Source organism: Clostridioides sp. ZZV14-6009, assembly GCF_020658095.1.
GTDB lineage: Bacteria > Bacillota > Clostridia > Peptostreptococcales > Peptostreptococcaceae > Clostridioides.
Map to the genome: position 1 here is coordinate 1 of NZ_JAGWDG010000027.1, position 15340 is coordinate 15340.

Consider the following 15340-nt stretch of genomic DNA (forward strand, 5'->3'; position numbering starts at 1 on the left):
AAATTATATAATGCTCTTATAAAATAAAGAAAAAATAGAAATTTACTATAAAATACATAGATTATGACATAATATGGTATAATTAGTAAAAATATAGAGATTGGAGGAATTAATTTGTTTATAGAGGAAGAATTAGAAGGATATATAATAAAATGTAAAATATCTGAAGACTTTAAAGATAGACCTGGATATAGTGATGAAGAATTTTGTGTTACAATCTATAAAGATGAAAGTTCTGACTCTGGATATTATGCTCTATTAGAAAATAAGGATGAAAAAGCAATATGGGATGGAAAAATTGTTGCTAATAATATTTTAAATAAACTTTGGATTGTAGTAGATAAGGTTAGAGCTGGTTAAGAATGTAATTATATAGTATTTATAATATTTTAAATAAATTTTCAGATATAGAGGACTAATATGTAATAAATGAGAAAAGTTATTCAATTGTGGAGGGTTAATTAAATGGAATATAGTTATAGTAAGATGCATCTGAAAAAAGGAGATATTGTAGAAGTAAATTTGGAGAAACAAGCTAATGTGATATTATTAGATCATATAAATTATGTTAAATTTAAAAATCAAAGAAACTATGATTACTACGGTGGATTTGCCAAGAAAACTCCATGCAGAATGAAAGTTCCTAATACAGGAACTTGGTATCTGGTTGTAAATGAAAACGGAAATAGTGGTATAGTAAACTTTTCAATTAATACAATTCAAAATTAATTTAATACTAAAGAGCTTGGATTAATATCTAGGTCTTTTTATTGTGTCATGGTTTATATATAAAGTTATATAAACAAATATTGAAAAGAGTGTTAATATATATAAATATAAATTAAATCAATAATTACGAATTTGATATAGATATATTCATTAATAAAGTATATAAAGTTAATAAAAATATGAATATAAAATGGTTATTACTTTTATTAACTCTTTTTAGTTCTTATATATTTTTATATAATTAGAATAAAATAAGTATACAGTTTTGATAAAGAAAGGATTTATAAAGATGCATTAAGAATGTATATTTACAAATCCTTTGTATCTATATCTATCTGGCATATAACTAATCTATTATTTTTATATAGGTTGTTTATATACACTAAATATGCTTTTAAAAATTAAATTTAAAATACGTATTATTAACACTGAGCTCCACCTTTAAGATGTAAAGGAGCATCAAGTATAGCTTGTTTTCTTTCCAATACAGAATCTGATAAAAGCATTTCTATAAATTTATCAACACCAATTCGGTCAATAGTAATTCCAAAACGTTCACCTGTTTTACCTTGTTCTCTAAATAAAAGAAGAGCTTTTTCAATTAAAGTCATAAGTTCCTCTTTTGAAAATAGTTTATCAATTTGTGTTCCAGGGCGAACAGATTTGCCCCATTTTCCTCCTATGTATATTTTGTAGCCAGATTCTTTTTCTTCAATACTGTCAAAATTACAACTTTCTATGCATTTACCACAGTTATTACATAAATTATTATCTATTTCAAGCTTTCCTTTATCTGTTAATTTAGCTGCTTTGACAGGACAGACTTCCATAACAGAACATTTTTTGCATCCAACACATATTTCAGGGTCATAATCAGGTACACGTTGACCGACAATTCCGAGGTCATTTAAGTCAGGTTTAATACAATTATTAGGGCATCCACCAACACCAATTTTAAATTTATGAGGTAATTTTACATCATACCAACCTTTATAAAATTCTTGATGAATTTCAGCAGCTAGTGCTTGTGTGTCAATTAACCCATGAACACAAACAGTTCCTTTACATGCTACAACAGGACGAACTCTTGAACCTGTTCCACCTGTGATTAAATTTTCACTGGCAATGAATTCACTTAAAGCTTCAATATCTTCAAACTTTACACCAGGTAACTCTACTGTTAATCTAGTAGTAAATGCTACTTGACCATTTCCAAATTTTTCGGCAGCCTCAGCAATCTTTTTTGTTTGTGATGTGTTAATTACACCATTTACAGTTATTATACGTGCAGCAAAATGTTCTCCATCCCTACTTGGTAAAAAACCTCTACCTTTTAATTCCTTTTTTTGTTCTGCTGTAATATTATTCATAATTAATCCTCCATTACTTTAAGATTTGGATAAAATAGTATTCCACCTTCAAGGACTTTTGTATTTGTATAACCAAAACGTCTCAAACGATTTTGAGCCATGTAGCTATTTTTACCTTTTGCACATATAAGAAGAATCTTTTCATCTTTAGAAAGACCTTCAATTTCTCCATTAATTTCACCAACCGGTAAATAACGTAGGTTAGGAATAGAAGGAACTTTTGAAACATCAAGTTTAGTCCAGCTATCAAAATCTTCAATTTCATCAAGTAAAACACTATCAAGATCTCCATCGAGTTTATTTTGTAACACGTTTACTGCTACTACAAAAGGATGAATAGCTGTTGAGAAAGGTGGTGCATATGCAAGGTCCATACTTTCTAATGAATAAAGATCTGCTCCTAAAGTTATTGCAGTAGCAGCTATATCTACTATCTTATCAGTTGCACCAGGGCCCATAACTTGAACACCTAATAACTTTCTAGTATGTTTTTCAGCAACCATTCTTATTATAAAATTAGATGCACCAGGATAATAATGAGCCTTATCATCAGTAGCTATAGTAACAGAGCAAACATCATAACCTTCTTTTTTAGCTGATTCTTTGCTTAAGCCTGTTTTTCCTACATTAAGCTCTGGTAATTTGACTACAGTTGTTCCAAGAACACCTTTATAAGTTTTAGATTTTCCGGCTATATTTTGAGCACAAATTCTACCTTCATGATTTGCAGATGAACCCATAGGTGACCATGTAGATTTATTTGTCAAAGCATTTTTTACATAAGCACAATCTCCAACTACATATATATTTTCATCTGCTGTAAGCATAAATTCATCTGCTATAAGTGTTTTATTTGGAGCAAATTCTAAATCCGTATTCTTTAAAAAGGCTGTATTAGGATGAATTCCAACTGACATAACCACTAAATCTGTTTTAATAACTCTATTTTTGGTACGAAGTTTTTCTACTTTATTTTCACCTTCAATACCTATAACTTGGTCGCCTGTGAAAATCATGATACCTTTATCAGCCATATGATTTTCAACATATTCAGCAAAGTCGGTATCAAATCCAGGCATAACATGTTCAGCCATATCAATAACACTTACACGTATGCCCATAGCAGAAAGATTTTCAGCAATTTCAAGACCAATAAAGCCTCCACCAATAACAACAGCTCTCTTGACTCCATCTTCCACAGTATCTCTTAATGCTATCGCATCATTTGGAGTACGCATGAAGAATACTCCAGATAAGTCGATTCCAGGTATTGGTGGTTTTATTGGGTCTGCTCCTGTGGCAATTACAAGTTTATCATAACTGATAGTTTCTTCTTCTCCTGTTGAAATCTTTTTCAAAATTACTTGTTTTGATTTTCTATCAATAGATGTAACTTCAACTCCACAGCGAACTTCTGCTCCTGTTAGTTTAGAAAAGCTTTCAGGTGTATTTACAATTAGAGAAGATTTATCTTCAATAACCTTACCAACATAATATGGTAAGCCACAGCCTGCATAAGAAATATGTTCGCCTTTATTTAGGATTGTAACAGAACAATTGTCACCCATTTCACGTTTTATTTTTGCAGCAGTTTTTGTTCCAGCAGCAACTCCACCTATAATTAATACTTTCACAATATCACACTCCAATCCTTTTTATAACTCTATGCTAAAATTATAGTTCTTGACAATGTATTTGTAAAATACTAAAATGTTAATAAAATCATAAGTATTTACTAATATTTGGTAAGGTCGTGATAATATGACTATTCGTAGCTTGGAGATATTTGTAAGGGTTGCTGAATGTGGTAAAATGAGTGAAGTTGCAAGAAATATGTATATTACGCAGTCGTCGGTTAGTCAAGCTATTTCGGAAATAGAAAAAGAGTATGGAGTTAAATTATTTGATAGAATTTCAAAAAAACTATACTTAACTGAAGCAGGAAAAAAGCTTCTAGGATATGGAAAGCATCTTTTATCTATAAATGAAGAGATGATTGATTGTATGAAACATTGTGCTAAAAATATTCGAATAAGAGTTGGAGCAACAGTAACTGTTGGTACTTGTGTAATAAGTCCAATAATATTAGAGTTATATAAAAGAAACCCTTTAGTAGAACCTGAAGTGTTTGTTGAAGATACAAGCTTAATTGTAAAAAAATTACTTAATAGTGAATTAGATATTGCAATTGTAGAAGGTAAGATTAATCATCCAGATATTGTGGTAAAAAGCATTATTAAGGACCATCTTGTACTTGTATGTTCCAATAAGCATAAATTTTACAATCGAGATTCAGTAAAAGTCTCAGAGCTTTCAAACCAGCCATTAATTATGCGTGAACTGGGAAGTGGAACAAGAGCGCAACTAGAAAATCAATTGAAAGAATTAAAAATACCAATGAATATTAGATGGTCATGTTATAATTCTGAAGCTATCCTGAGAGCAGTTACAGATAATTTTGGTATTGCTGTTATATCTGAACTTCTTGTTGAAGATTACTTAAAGAAAAATCTTTTATGGTCTTGTGATATTGAAGGCATTAACTTATGCAGAACATTTGATATTGCATATCATAAAAATAAGTTTTTTACTGAGAATATATCATCATTTTTTGATATTTCAGTAGAGTTTGGGAAAAAAGAAATGAGAAAGAAGATTAGGAGGTAGCAACTAAGTATAGTTGTTACCTTCTTTTTCATATCTAAAGCATATTTATAACTACAAAGTTTTAAATTGAGAAGTTGAGTGGTTAATTATGTCATATTTATTTTTTTTATATATTTATTGTTTTACTATTTTTCATTTGCAGTAACTAAATCAATAAATAACTGCATAAGAGGGCTAATCCATCTATTCTTATGATGTGCACATACAGCTGTGATAGTTTTACTACTTAAATCTGTTTTAATTTCACATAAATCTCCTGATTTAATTTCACTTTCTATCGTAAATGTGGGGAGATAAGATATACCCATATCATTTTTCACTAAATTTTTAATTGTTGGGATACTCCAAAGTTCAATTGTATGGTCTAAAGTAATATCCTTTTCTCGTAAATATGTCTCAAATATCTGTCTAAAAATGCAGTTATTCTCATCTATTATAAATGGTATTTTTAATTGTTGATTTGGAGTAATAAAATCTGGAAACTGATTTTTTATCTTTGGTGAAGACACTAATGTAAGTGAGTATTCTCCAACTGGATAGGTATAAATAGAATTTCCAATTCCACCAATGTCTTGATAAAATAGTCCCAAATCAATACTTCCTGATAGTAATGAATCTCTTATATCATAACAATTCATTGAGCGAAGAAACAAGCGAGCATTTGGTGCAAGGTCATGGAACTGTTTTAGTATTGTAGGTATTTTATAACAAAGTAATGTTTCGGCGATTGCAATATGTAAATCCCCTCGTAGTTCAGAAAGGTCTGTACCAAAGTTTTTCATTTTATCAAATGAAGAGAGCACTTCATTAACATATGGGATTAGATTTTCTCCTATCTTAGTCAACACCATCCTTCTTCCAATTTTTTCGAAAAGATGTACAGATAATTCCTGTTCTAACTGTTGTACTTGGAAAGTTATTGTTGATTGTGTGTAATTCAGTTTGTCTGCTGCTTTTGAAAAGCTACCTTCTTCAACAATAGTCTTAAAAGTTTGCAGGTATTTAATATACATGTTTTCCTCCTGTATAGTTCAATAATTTTAAAGTATAACTTTAAATATTTCGATTTGTTTAAATATTTAATTTAAAGTATTATAATATAAAAGGAGTGTGATTACAAGTGTTGAGTGAAATTTTATTATCTTTTTTACCTTATGCTTTTGTAACAGGTTTTACACCAGGGCCAAATAACATTCTTGCATTAAATACAATAAGTAATAATGGATGGCAAAAAGGAAAATCAATGATTATAGGTATTAGTGCTGGATTTGTGTGTGTTATGATTATATGCGCTTTAGGATGTTTTGGATTGTCAAAGTTTATTCCAACATTAATTGATACCATGAAATACATAGGAGCTGTATATATTATCTATTTGGCAATTCATGTTGCGAAGAGTAGACCAAATGATGAAAATAAAACACAAACAAAATCTTTTTGGTCAGGATTTATTCTACAATTTGTCAATGTCAAAATTATTTTGTATGGTATCACTGTTTATATGGGATATGTAATTCCTGTGTCAAAGTCGATTGTATTTTTATTGGTAACTGCTATTTGTAGTTCTATTGTAGGAATTTCTGGAACCATAACATGGGCTCTAGCAGGAGGATTTTTGAAAAAATATATCAACAGATATTATAGGGTGTTTAACATTACTATGGCACTGATACTTGTTTGGAGTGCATTAAAGTTAATTTTGGCATAACTTTTTACATAAAAATTGTAAGTAAATTTAGAAAGTTTAACCGTTCTAAATTTTATAATCATAATTTTAGATTTATACTATTAGCATCTCCTCTTTTGGAAAGGTTAGTTTTTCAGTAAGCTGGTTTTTTAAATTTTTTAAGGTAGTAGAAAAGTATTATTGATTTTGTTGAAATATCATATAATTTAGACTACTATTAAAGAAAAAGGTATTGGAGGATATAAATATGATTATAAGTACTGGAGATATTAAAGAAGAATATGGGGTTATAGATGCTATATTTGCAATAGACTCTCATAAGGAAGGTATTTTTAGAAGTGCAGACCCAAACTCAGCATTTAAAGGAGTAAAGGAACAATTAAAGAAAAAATGTGAACAGTTAGGTGGAAATGCTATAATTAATTGTCAATTTGAATATCGTATTGCTGTAGCAGATGGATTTGCAAGTAAAAAACAGGTTGTTGAGATATTTGCATATGGAACTGCTGTAAAAACTTTATAAAAATAGATTAAGTTAAAAGGTCATCTTAGTAGATGGTCTTTTTTTATACAATAAATTAAAATGAGAATGGTAAATATGTTATGAGATTAAGTTTTTGAATTTATGAAATAGAGTAACAGAACTTAATAGGAATTAGCTTTATTCTCTATTATATGGTATAATGTAGAATAGAGATAAGGAAGTGGTTAGTATAGGAATATTAAAAAGTGCTGAATTAGTTAGAAATATAGCACAAAGAATTGCTAGAGAAAAGGGAATAAGAGAGCAAGATGCATGAAATGATGCTGTTACAGAGTATAAACAAAAACATAGATACTTAGTCTAGAGAATCATCTTTATAGATGGTCTTTTTTTATACAAGAAGTTTGTGTAATAAATTAAAAATAAATGTAAAAAATATTATACAACTATAATAAGATAAAGGAATGTTTTTAAGGAGAAAAAGATATGCTCAATCAGTTTAATGAATTTCTTGGTAACTATGTAAATATAATTTCTGTAATTGCATCATTTGCAGCAATAGCAGCCTTAATTATATCAATTATGGCTTTTATGGAATCTAATAAACAAGCCAAATTGATATTAAAATATAGAAGAAATAATGAGAATAATATGGCTGGTGATTATTATGAAAATGGTAATGGATATATTAGACTTAATTCAAATAAGATAGATGATAAATCTAATGTTTATGCCGAAATTCATAGTAACAACTTAGTTGATTTTGTAATAGAAAATAAAAGTACTATTGTTGCAAAAAGCCCTATATTAAGTTTGAAATTTATTAATATGGAAGTAGATATTGGAGAAAATAATAATTTTGAACAAATAAATAAAGAGCTTAGATGGCACCCAAAAGATAATACTACAATTCATAAAGGAATAAATTTTAGAATAGAACAATTTAATTTTAAAAATTGTGTTATGCTTAAAAAAGAAGCGTATATAGAAGTAGTATTATCAGCTGATAATATGGAAACAAAAGAATTTAGGATACCCATAAAAGCGTATTAAAGAACTCAATAACAAGAGTTCTTTTTTTAGTGAAAGTTTGTATTATTTTGTAACTGTGGAATAATTTTTGAAGGATATTGACCATTGAAGTTGAATTTTATACTTTGCAGGGGATAAAAATGAATAATTTAATAAGTTTTATACCAGAGCAACTGCTTTTATTAGTGGTTGCTCTTAATGTTTTAAGGTTTGGTTTTAAGAAATATAAGCAATTATATAATAAGTATATTCCAGTTATATTACTAATACTTGGAGTAGGTTTCTTAGTATGGATGTTAGAATTAAATGCTGATGCAGTCTTATAAGGTGTAATTTGTGTGGCATATCAATAGGTATAAATCAAACTTACAAGCAGTTAAAGGAGGAAAATAAATAATGAAAATATGTATGACAGTAGGACACAGTATTTTAAAAAATGGGGCATCTACTTTCACTGATGAAGTGATTAACGAATATCAATATAATAAGTCATTGGCATCAGTATTAGTAGATACATTCATAAAAGAAGGATATAAAGTAGATGTAATAATATGTCCTGAAAGATAGTTTAAAACTAAGAGTGATAAAAAATCTTAAAATACCTAGAGTTAATAGTGAAGGATATGACAACTACATTTAAATGCAAGTGATGGTCAAGGAGAAAGTTCAGAGGTTCTATATTATAGTAATAAATGTCTAGAGTATGCAACTAGAATATGTAAGAATTAAAAATAGAGGTGCTAAATTAGATAAAAGTTTATATATTTTAAATAGTTCAAAGTATATATCAGTATTAATTGAAAGTTTTTTTGTGATAATAAAGATGATTATGAGTAAGCAAGGAAACTTGGATATGAAAGCATGGAGAAGGTACATTAAATAAAACTATAAGTAATAAGGTAGTTAAGCAGATATATAAACATACAATAGTTTATTCTGATGATTATAAAGTATCAGCAGATATTTTAGCGCTATATTATAAAAGAGCAAAAGAAAGTTATCTAGTAACAGATATAAAAGAGTATAAACCGCACTAAACAGAAAATCTGTATGTAATTGGTGGAGTAACTTGCAATAAAGCTAAAGACTTGAGTAAGATTACAGGAGAAAAATTTACTCAGATATATGATAGTGATGTGTGGTCAATAATAGATAGAGCTAGAGAGTTTGTAAAAGAAAAATTATTGAGTTAGAGGTTTTTATAATAAATCCATATGAAAGTATAGAAAAATAAGAACTTATTAATTAAGTATTTAAATAAGTTCTTATTTTTTAGTTTTTTATAGTTTATCTTTTAAACTTTTGGGCATTTCTGGTTGGTTAATATACCATACTGATGTCGTATTTGCAGATATGAAAGCTATAGCTATAGCTACACTTCCAAATAATTTCATAAATTTACATAAAATTTTATTCATATTATAACTCCTTGTTTTTTATATTTATAGATATTTGTATAATTAATAATAAACTTACCCAAAATAAAGCTAAGGAAATATATATAATGTAGTTATAAATAAAAGTATAGACACAACCTATAAGAATTATTATAAATAGAATTATAGATATAACTCTAGAAAAAAATTTATTTTTTTTATATCTATTTTTATTCAATGGATTATTAACATGGCAAACTGGAGCAAGTAAATATATACATAAAAAGCTTAAAGTAGATATCAACATAACATATATAGGGAAAGTATTAAGTTTGTTTAATTCGATTCCAAAAACCATAGATAGAGAAAAGATGCTAGTAAAAGTAATAATACATAATCTGTTACTTTTTGCATGAAATCCTCCAGAAAACTGTCTTATTGAACAAAAAGATACTAAAAATATTATAGTATAAATAATTTTATTTAATAATAAACCTATTAGTAATGATATTGTAGTATTTATACATAGAGAAAATATGATTTGTAATCCATAGGAACATATTTCTAAATCATTTTCATTTATTATTTGTTTTGAACTAAAGAAATAGGATACTTTGTCAGAAAAAAACTTAATCATAAGATTTACTTTCTGTCATTTTAGTAATGTCACTATTATTTGAATAAGGATTATTAAGTGGTATTAATATATTTAAAGAAAACATAGTATCCGTAAATTCTATAGTGGCTGTTCCAGCATATTTTTCTAAAGTATTTTTTATACTTTTTATTCCTAGTCCATGAAATTCTTTATTTTTTTTGGTAGTAATGAAATTCTTCTTTTTTTCTATAATAACATTGGATTTAGTATTACTAATTTTTATTACAAAAAAATTATTTATTAATCTTCCCTGTAATGAAATACTTTTGTTTCCTTTCTTTATTTTATCACAAGCCTCAATTGCATTATCTATAGCATTTGCAAATATGGAACAGACATCTTCTTCATTGATAAAATTACATTGAGAAAAATCTATACCAGTTATAAATCTGATTTCTTTTTTTATACAAAGCTCCTTTTTTTCTTTGAGTATAATATTAAGTGCTATATTTCCTGTATCAAACATATTATTATATTCATCAAGCTTTTTTTCAAGATTTTTTATGTAGTTTGAAGTATCGTAATTATTTTTACTCATTTCTTTTATACAGATAATATGGTTTTTCATATCATGATATAATTCTTTTGTTTTTATATAGTTATTTTTTACATTTTGATAATAATTATGTTCAAGATTTGTTTTTTCTTGTAATTTCAATAATTCAAGATATTTTTTATTATCTCTTAGCATTTTTATTATGCCAACAATTAGTGCTATATTTGATGCTGTTAATAATAATGCCATAATCATAATATCAAATTTTGTAGAAGAAGAAATATTTATAAATGAAAAAATACATTTATAGAATATAATAAAGGATATCAAATTACTTACTATTGGAATAGATAAATAAATTTCCTTTTTGCCAATTTTTACACTGTTGAAAGAAACTTTGTAGATAAATAGCATAAAAAATAAGAATACTTTTGATATAAATAAGCATTCATATCTGTAAAAATTTTCTTCTAACAAGATATTCATACTATCCAAATTATTTATAAACAATGTTAATGACATAGTTAATGCGTCAATTCCTATTAACAACATCCAATAGGAAAATACAACTATTAGGCATTTAGTAAAGTTAACTCTATAATTGAATTTGTAAATACTATAAGTTGAAATAATACATATCAAAACTCTAATATTAGGGTCAATATTTAAATAAAAAATAAAAATAAGAACAAAAACAGCAATTAAAAAAGAAATATTTAATTTCATTGAATTTGTTTTTATTTTACTTGTATAATCAAATACTTTTTTACATACCCAAATTTCTATAATAGAGGATAAAAGTGTAATTAAAAATGATATATTTAACATTGTAGTAATCTCCATAACTAATAAATTTTATATATAAAAACGGTTTGAAAATTTATAATAATTATATCATAAAATATATTAGTTAGGGATAATGTTGTTAAATATTAACTATATATGTGTAAATATGTATAAAATTTTTGATATATACATGGTTATTAATAGAAACACATAAAACTATAGTAGAAGTTGTACTAATAAAATGAACAAAAACTACCATGCTAAAATATAAGACATGTTATAGCTGTATTAGAAAATTTCATTAATATATAACAAAAGCATATTTTTTATAGATGTGTTTCTTTTTTGTAATTCATTAATGCATAAACTATCAAGAGCATTACTCAACATATTTTAAAATCGATTCAAATCGTTCTTCTTAAGAACATAAATTATATGATATAGTAAAGTTCAGCGGTTATTTACTCCTTTTTCCAGCTAGAAAAGCCGATGGAGATTACATTTTTTTATGAGCTGTCCAATCTGCAAAAGGTAAGATGGTATCCGAATGAATAAAAGGCTTATGCACAGTGATACGAAATGAGCCATTTGACATTTCCACTGGCATGTATTAGAATGAAAGAAAATTGAGTTGTATTTGTTCGCATTAGTCGAACAATGCGCACAGTAGAGTATTTATATTTTCCAATATAGAAAGGTGGGCAATATGGAAACAAACCAATACTTACTCGCTGGCACGTCAGGGATATGCCGTTGATGCGGTAGAATTAGTTGAACATAATATAGAGATTTTCCATCAAAATACTCAACCAGATGAAAATATAACTATTATTCAGGGTAACGCTATGGATTTGTCTGCTTTTTCAGACAATCAATATGATGTTATATTACTGTTAGGTCTGCTGTATCATATTTATAGCACAGAAGATAATCAACAAGCTTTGCACGAAGCAATTCGTGTAACAAAACAGGGAGGCGTAGTTTTTGCCGCGTATGTCATATCTGATGGTTGTCTATTTGACGAAGGGTTCAAGCGTGGTAATATCAGTGTCGCCGAATATATTAAAAATGGATTGCTTGATTCCAAAACATTTGCTACCAAGTCCCAGCCAAAGGATTTACTTGAACTTGTACGTAAAGAAAACATCGACGATTTGATGTCTGTATTTGATGTATCAAGACTGCACTATGCTGTTCCTTATTTATGCGTGAAGCAGTAGATGCTATGGACGATGAAATATTTGAATTGTATTTGAAATATCACTTTGCTACTTGTGAGCGTGAAGATTTAGTGGGTATTACGAGTCATGCGATTGATATATTCAAGAAATAAGATATATGTTTATTATACAAAACTATATGAGAAAGAAGATTTAAGTGGCTATAAAATGGAAGTATTAGAAGAATGGATAAAAAGTTATCAAGAAGAAGATGAATAGATTAAAAGGTAGTATTTATAAATAAATAGATACTACCTTTGTTGTTATTTATAAAAATATGTATAAATTGTGGAAATGTATTTAGGCTTTGGAAGAAAAGTAGTGATATATTGTTCATCCTGATAGGATTCTGTCAAAGGAATGCCACTTGGTTTTTGTTCTCCTTATTTTCATCAAAGTAACTTATTTATAATTTATCTTCTCATTTTTTTCACCACTTTCTAAAATCGTGATTGATGAGGTAGATTAGTGACTATATTTTAAAATAGGAATATGATAAAAATTTTGACACAATAAAACATGAATGCGAAAACAAAAGGAAAGAGTTATTTTAATATTACAGCAAAACGAGAAGGTTATGGTACTCTACTAACATTTAAGCTAAGAAGACGAGTTTGTAGGATAATACGAAAGATACCATCAGCAAGATTAGATACTCAGCAAATACGTAGAAAGTATGGTTTTCACAATTCTACTACAGCTACAAAAAAGACCAAGACAACTCTAAGTGGATTATTCTGAATGAGGATACTGTATTTGTGGTAAATTGGATATTTGTACTTTAATTTTGTTGATAAGATTTACGCATAAGAAAGCCGTAGAATACGTAAATATCCTACGACAAATCTTAAAAACAGAAAACATACTTATTAGAGTTGTGCTAATAGCACATTTCTATTTTTTTACTAAGTATTATATGGTCAAAGAGTATTTTGAAAACTTTTTAAATACTTGTATTTTTTTTAAATTAACAAATCAATTTAATATAACTTAAAAATATCCTTTTTATTTTAAATTACTTATTAGCCTATATTAACACCAAAATTTCCACATAATCCTGAAAGACCATCTTCAAAACCAGAACCTAAGGCATTGAATTTCCATTCTTCATTATGTTTATATAACTCTGCAACCACTATTGCTGTTTCTATACTAAAATCTTCACCTAATTCATATTTGATAAGCTCTTCATTAGTTTCTTCATTATAAATTCTTATATATGAATTTTCAACTTGTCCAAAGTTTTGTCTTCTTGTAGTAGCTTCATTTATAGTAACAGTGAATGATATCTTTGCAATGTTTTGTGGTATTTTAGATAGGTCAACACTTATTTGCTCATCATCACCATCTCCAACTCCTGTTCTATTATCTCCCATGTATTCAACTGCTCCAGAAGCATGTTTTAAATTATTATAGAATATGAAATCTCCATCATTTGTTACCTTACCATCAGCTCCAGTTAAAAATGCAGAAGCATCTAAATCAAAATCAAAACCACCATCATATTTATTAGTATCCCATCCTAATCCTACCATTACTTTTTTAAGACCTGGGTTAGTTTTTGTTAAACTTACTTTTTGTCCCTTTGCTAAAGTTATACCCATTTAAAACAACTCCTTTTATAAATTTTTTATTATAGTTAGTATTAACGATATATATCAGTTAATTCATGAAGCTCTTCATTTTGACCAATTCCTAGGGCATTAAATTTCCATTCTTCATTTCTGCGATAAATTTCGCCTGCCAAAACTGTTACTTTACCAGAAAAGTCTTCTTGAAGGTTATATTTAAATAATTCTTGTCTAGAATTTGAATCAACTAGCCTTATAAAAGAATTATTCATCTGGCCAAAATCTTGATTTCTTTTTTTAGCTCTGTATATAGAAACTCCAAAAACTATTTTGTGTACATATTCAGGTATCTCACCTAAATTAACATTTATTTGTTCATCGTCTCCTTCGCCTCTTCCAGTTAAGTTATCACCAGTATGTATGATAGATTTAGAAGGATGTTTAAGATGTCCAAAATAAACTAAGTCTTTTGATGATTTCATTTTATCTTCATTAGTTAATGCTATTGCAAATGCATCTAAATCATAGTTTTTCTTACCTAGTTTGTTCATATCCCACCCTAATCCTACAACTAAATTTTTTACAGGATTAGCATCTTTTACTAAACTTACTCTTTGTCCTTTTTGTAAATTAACACTCATTTTAAGTTCTCCTTTTTAATATTTTTAGTTTTATTGACAGTGTTAAATATAATCATCATATTATTTTTATTATATACATATTTAGACCAATTTGGCTATATTTATGAATCATTTATTATATAAATATCTTATAATCCATAAATATAGGTCTTGTGTAATTTTAAAATACTTTATAATTAGTAATTGCATAGGTGTTTAAGTTTATATTTCGTTTAATTGTTAAAAAATTCAATAAATGATATAATGGAGAATAATAATTATAAAAACTTGTAGTTTGTAGATAAGATTATATGTATAGAAATTTATATAAAGTTGGGAGATATATATGGATTATTATAGGATTATTTTTAGTAATTGTTGTATGTTTGAATAAAATTTTTATAAAAATTAGACCTGAATACTTAAGTTTGATTAATCTTTTAATCAGTATAATTGGGATGATAATTCCTATACCTATCATTGATAGTAAGATAAAAAAGAAATTTATAGATAAGTAATCGTAATTTATATGTAAATTACAATTACTTATTATAGTAGTAGATAATTTAACATATATTTTATACAGATTTGTGTCAATGTAATTAATCTATTTTAAATTTATATTGATAGGAAAGTATATAAAA

18 protein-coding genes and 1 pseudogene are annotated in these 15340 nt (G+C 27.2%); 11 read left to right on the forward strand and 8 right to left on the reverse strand.

What is annotated here, in order from left to right; genetic code table 11:
• Window positions 1–114 precede the first annotated feature (114 nt).
• The gene (locus KGF36_RS18915; protein WP_227828523.1) at window positions 115–360 is read left to right on the forward strand and encodes a hypothetical protein; all 246 of its coding nucleotides are present in this window, start codon (window positions 115–117) and stop codon (window positions 358–360) included.
• 105 nt (window positions 361–465) lie between these two features.
• Window positions 466–729 carry a DUF1883 domain-containing protein gene (locus KGF36_RS18920; RefSeq protein ID WP_227828524.1) on the forward strand — a complete coding sequence of 88 codons (264 nt, stop codon included), beginning with the start codon at window positions 466–468 and terminating at the stop codon, window positions 727–729.
• A 422-nt stretch (window positions 730–1151) separates the two neighbouring features.
• Here the strand turns inward: KGF36_RS18920 and KGF36_RS18925 are convergent, their stop codons facing one another.
• Together KGF36_RS18925 and KGF36_RS18930 are read right to left on the reverse strand one after the other, a co-directional pair.
• Window positions 1152–2099, reverse strand: a complete 948-nt coding sequence (locus tag KGF36_RS18925; RefSeq protein ID WP_227828525.1) for a 4Fe-4S dicluster domain-containing protein — start codon at window positions 2097–2099, stop codon at window positions 1152–1154.
• A gap of 2 nt (window positions 2100–2101) precedes the next feature.
• Window positions 2102–3733 (reverse strand): FAD-dependent oxidoreductase, encoded by a 1632-nt coding sequence (locus KGF36_RS18930; protein WP_227828526.1) that lies wholly within the window; start codon window positions 3731–3733, stop codon window positions 2102–2104.
• Between the two features lie 127 nt (window positions 3734–3860).
• On the opposite strand from KGF36_RS18930, the gene KGF36_RS18935 reads away from it, so the two are divergent.
• Window positions 3861–4766, forward strand: a complete 906-nt coding sequence (locus KGF36_RS18935) for a LysR family transcriptional regulator (RefSeq protein WP_227828527.1) — start codon at window positions 3861–3863, stop codon at window positions 4764–4766.
• 125 nt (window positions 4767–4891) lie between these two features.
• Here KGF36_RS18935 and KGF36_RS18940 read toward each other — a convergent pair whose 3' ends face one another.
• The gene (locus KGF36_RS18940) at window positions 4892–5779 is read right to left on the reverse strand and encodes a LysR family transcriptional regulator (protein ID WP_227828528.1); all 888 of its coding nucleotides are present in this window, start codon (window positions 5777–5779) and stop codon (window positions 4892–4894) included.
• A 107-nt stretch (window positions 5780–5886) separates the two neighbouring features.
• On the opposite strand from KGF36_RS18940, the gene KGF36_RS18945 reads away from it, so the two are divergent.
• From KGF36_RS18945 to KGF36_RS18965, 5 genes and pseudogenes are all read left to right on the forward strand, one after another.
• Window positions 5887–6474, forward strand: a complete 588-nt coding sequence (locus KGF36_RS18945; protein ID WP_227828529.1) for a LysE family transporter — start codon at window positions 5887–5889, stop codon at window positions 6472–6474.
• Between the two features lie 226 nt (window positions 6475–6700).
• Window positions 6701–6976: a heavy metal-binding domain-containing protein gene (locus tag KGF36_RS18950; protein WP_227828530.1), complete on the forward strand. Its 276-nt coding sequence runs from the start codon at window positions 6701–6703 to the stop codon at window positions 6974–6976.
• A gap of 447 nt (window positions 6977–7423) precedes the next feature.
• Entirely contained in the window at window positions 7424–7990 is a 567-nt protein-coding gene (locus KGF36_RS18955) for a hypothetical protein (protein WP_227828531.1), read from the forward strand.
• Between the two features lie 119 nt (window positions 7991–8109).
• Complete coding sequence (locus KGF36_RS18960) at window positions 8110–8295, forward strand: phage holin family protein (RefSeq protein WP_227828532.1); 186 nt, start codon at window positions 8110–8112, stop codon at window positions 8293–8295.
• 70 nt (window positions 8296–8365) lie between these two features.
• Window positions 8366–9162 (forward strand): annotated as a pseudogene (locus KGF36_RS18965) (N-acetylmuramoyl-L-alanine amidase).
• An 87-nt stretch (window positions 9163–9249) separates the two neighbouring features.
• On the opposite strand, the gene KGF36_RS18970 reads toward KGF36_RS18965, so the two are convergent.
• Genes KGF36_RS18970 through KGF36_RS18980 form a run of 3 tightly spaced genes read right to left on the reverse strand, consistent with a single transcriptional unit; the run spans window position 9250 to window position 11327 of the window.
• On the reverse strand, window positions 9250–9387 hold the full coding sequence (locus tag KGF36_RS18970; RefSeq protein ID WP_227828533.1) for a cyclic lactone autoinducer peptide: 138 nt from the start codon (window positions 9385–9387) through the stop codon (window positions 9250–9252).
• 1 nt (window position 9388) lies between these two features.
• Window positions 9389–9982: an accessory gene regulator B family protein gene (locus tag KGF36_RS18975; RefSeq protein WP_227828534.1), complete on the reverse strand. Its 594-nt coding sequence runs from the start codon at window positions 9980–9982 to the stop codon at window positions 9389–9391.
• Entirely contained in the window at window positions 9975–11327 is a 1353-nt protein-coding gene (locus tag KGF36_RS18980) for a sensor histidine kinase (RefSeq protein WP_227828535.1), read from the reverse strand. Before KGF36_RS18980 ends, KGF36_RS18975 begins: the two co-directional genes overlap by 8 nt.
• 689 nt (window positions 11328–12016) lie before the next feature.
• On the opposite strand from KGF36_RS18980, the gene KGF36_RS18985 reads away from it, so the two are divergent.
• The 3 genes from KGF36_RS18985 to KGF36_RS18990 all read left to right on the forward strand — a co-directional run bounded on the left by KGF36_RS18985 (window position 12017) and on the right by KGF36_RS18990 (window position 13246).
• Window positions 12017–12505, forward strand: a complete 489-nt coding sequence (locus tag KGF36_RS18985) for a class I SAM-dependent methyltransferase (RefSeq protein WP_413926894.1) — start codon at window positions 12017–12019, stop codon at window positions 12503–12505.
• An 87-nt stretch (window positions 12506–12592) separates the two neighbouring features.
• The gene (locus KGF36_RS20315) at window positions 12593–12724 is read left to right on the forward strand and encodes a hypothetical protein (protein ID WP_255611846.1); all 132 of its coding nucleotides are present in this window, start codon (window positions 12593–12595) and stop codon (window positions 12722–12724) included.
• A 300-nt stretch (window positions 12725–13024) separates the two neighbouring features.
• On the forward strand, window positions 13025–13246 hold the full coding sequence (locus KGF36_RS18990) for a hypothetical protein (protein ID WP_227828536.1): 222 nt from the start codon (window positions 13025–13027) through the stop codon (window positions 13244–13246).
• A 281-nt stretch (window positions 13247–13527) separates the two neighbouring features.
• On the opposite strand, the gene KGF36_RS18995 is transcribed toward KGF36_RS18990, so the two are convergent.
• Entirely contained in the window at window positions 13528–14109 is a 582-nt protein-coding gene (locus tag KGF36_RS18995; protein WP_227828537.1) for a TerD family protein, read from the reverse strand.
• A 41-nt stretch (window positions 14110–14150) separates the two neighbouring features.
• The gene (locus tag KGF36_RS19000; RefSeq protein ID WP_227828538.1) at window positions 14151–14717 is read right to left on the reverse strand and encodes a TerD family protein; all 567 of its coding nucleotides are present in this window, start codon (window positions 14715–14717) and stop codon (window positions 14151–14153) included.
• Between the last annotated feature and the right edge of the window lie 623 nt (window positions 14718–15340).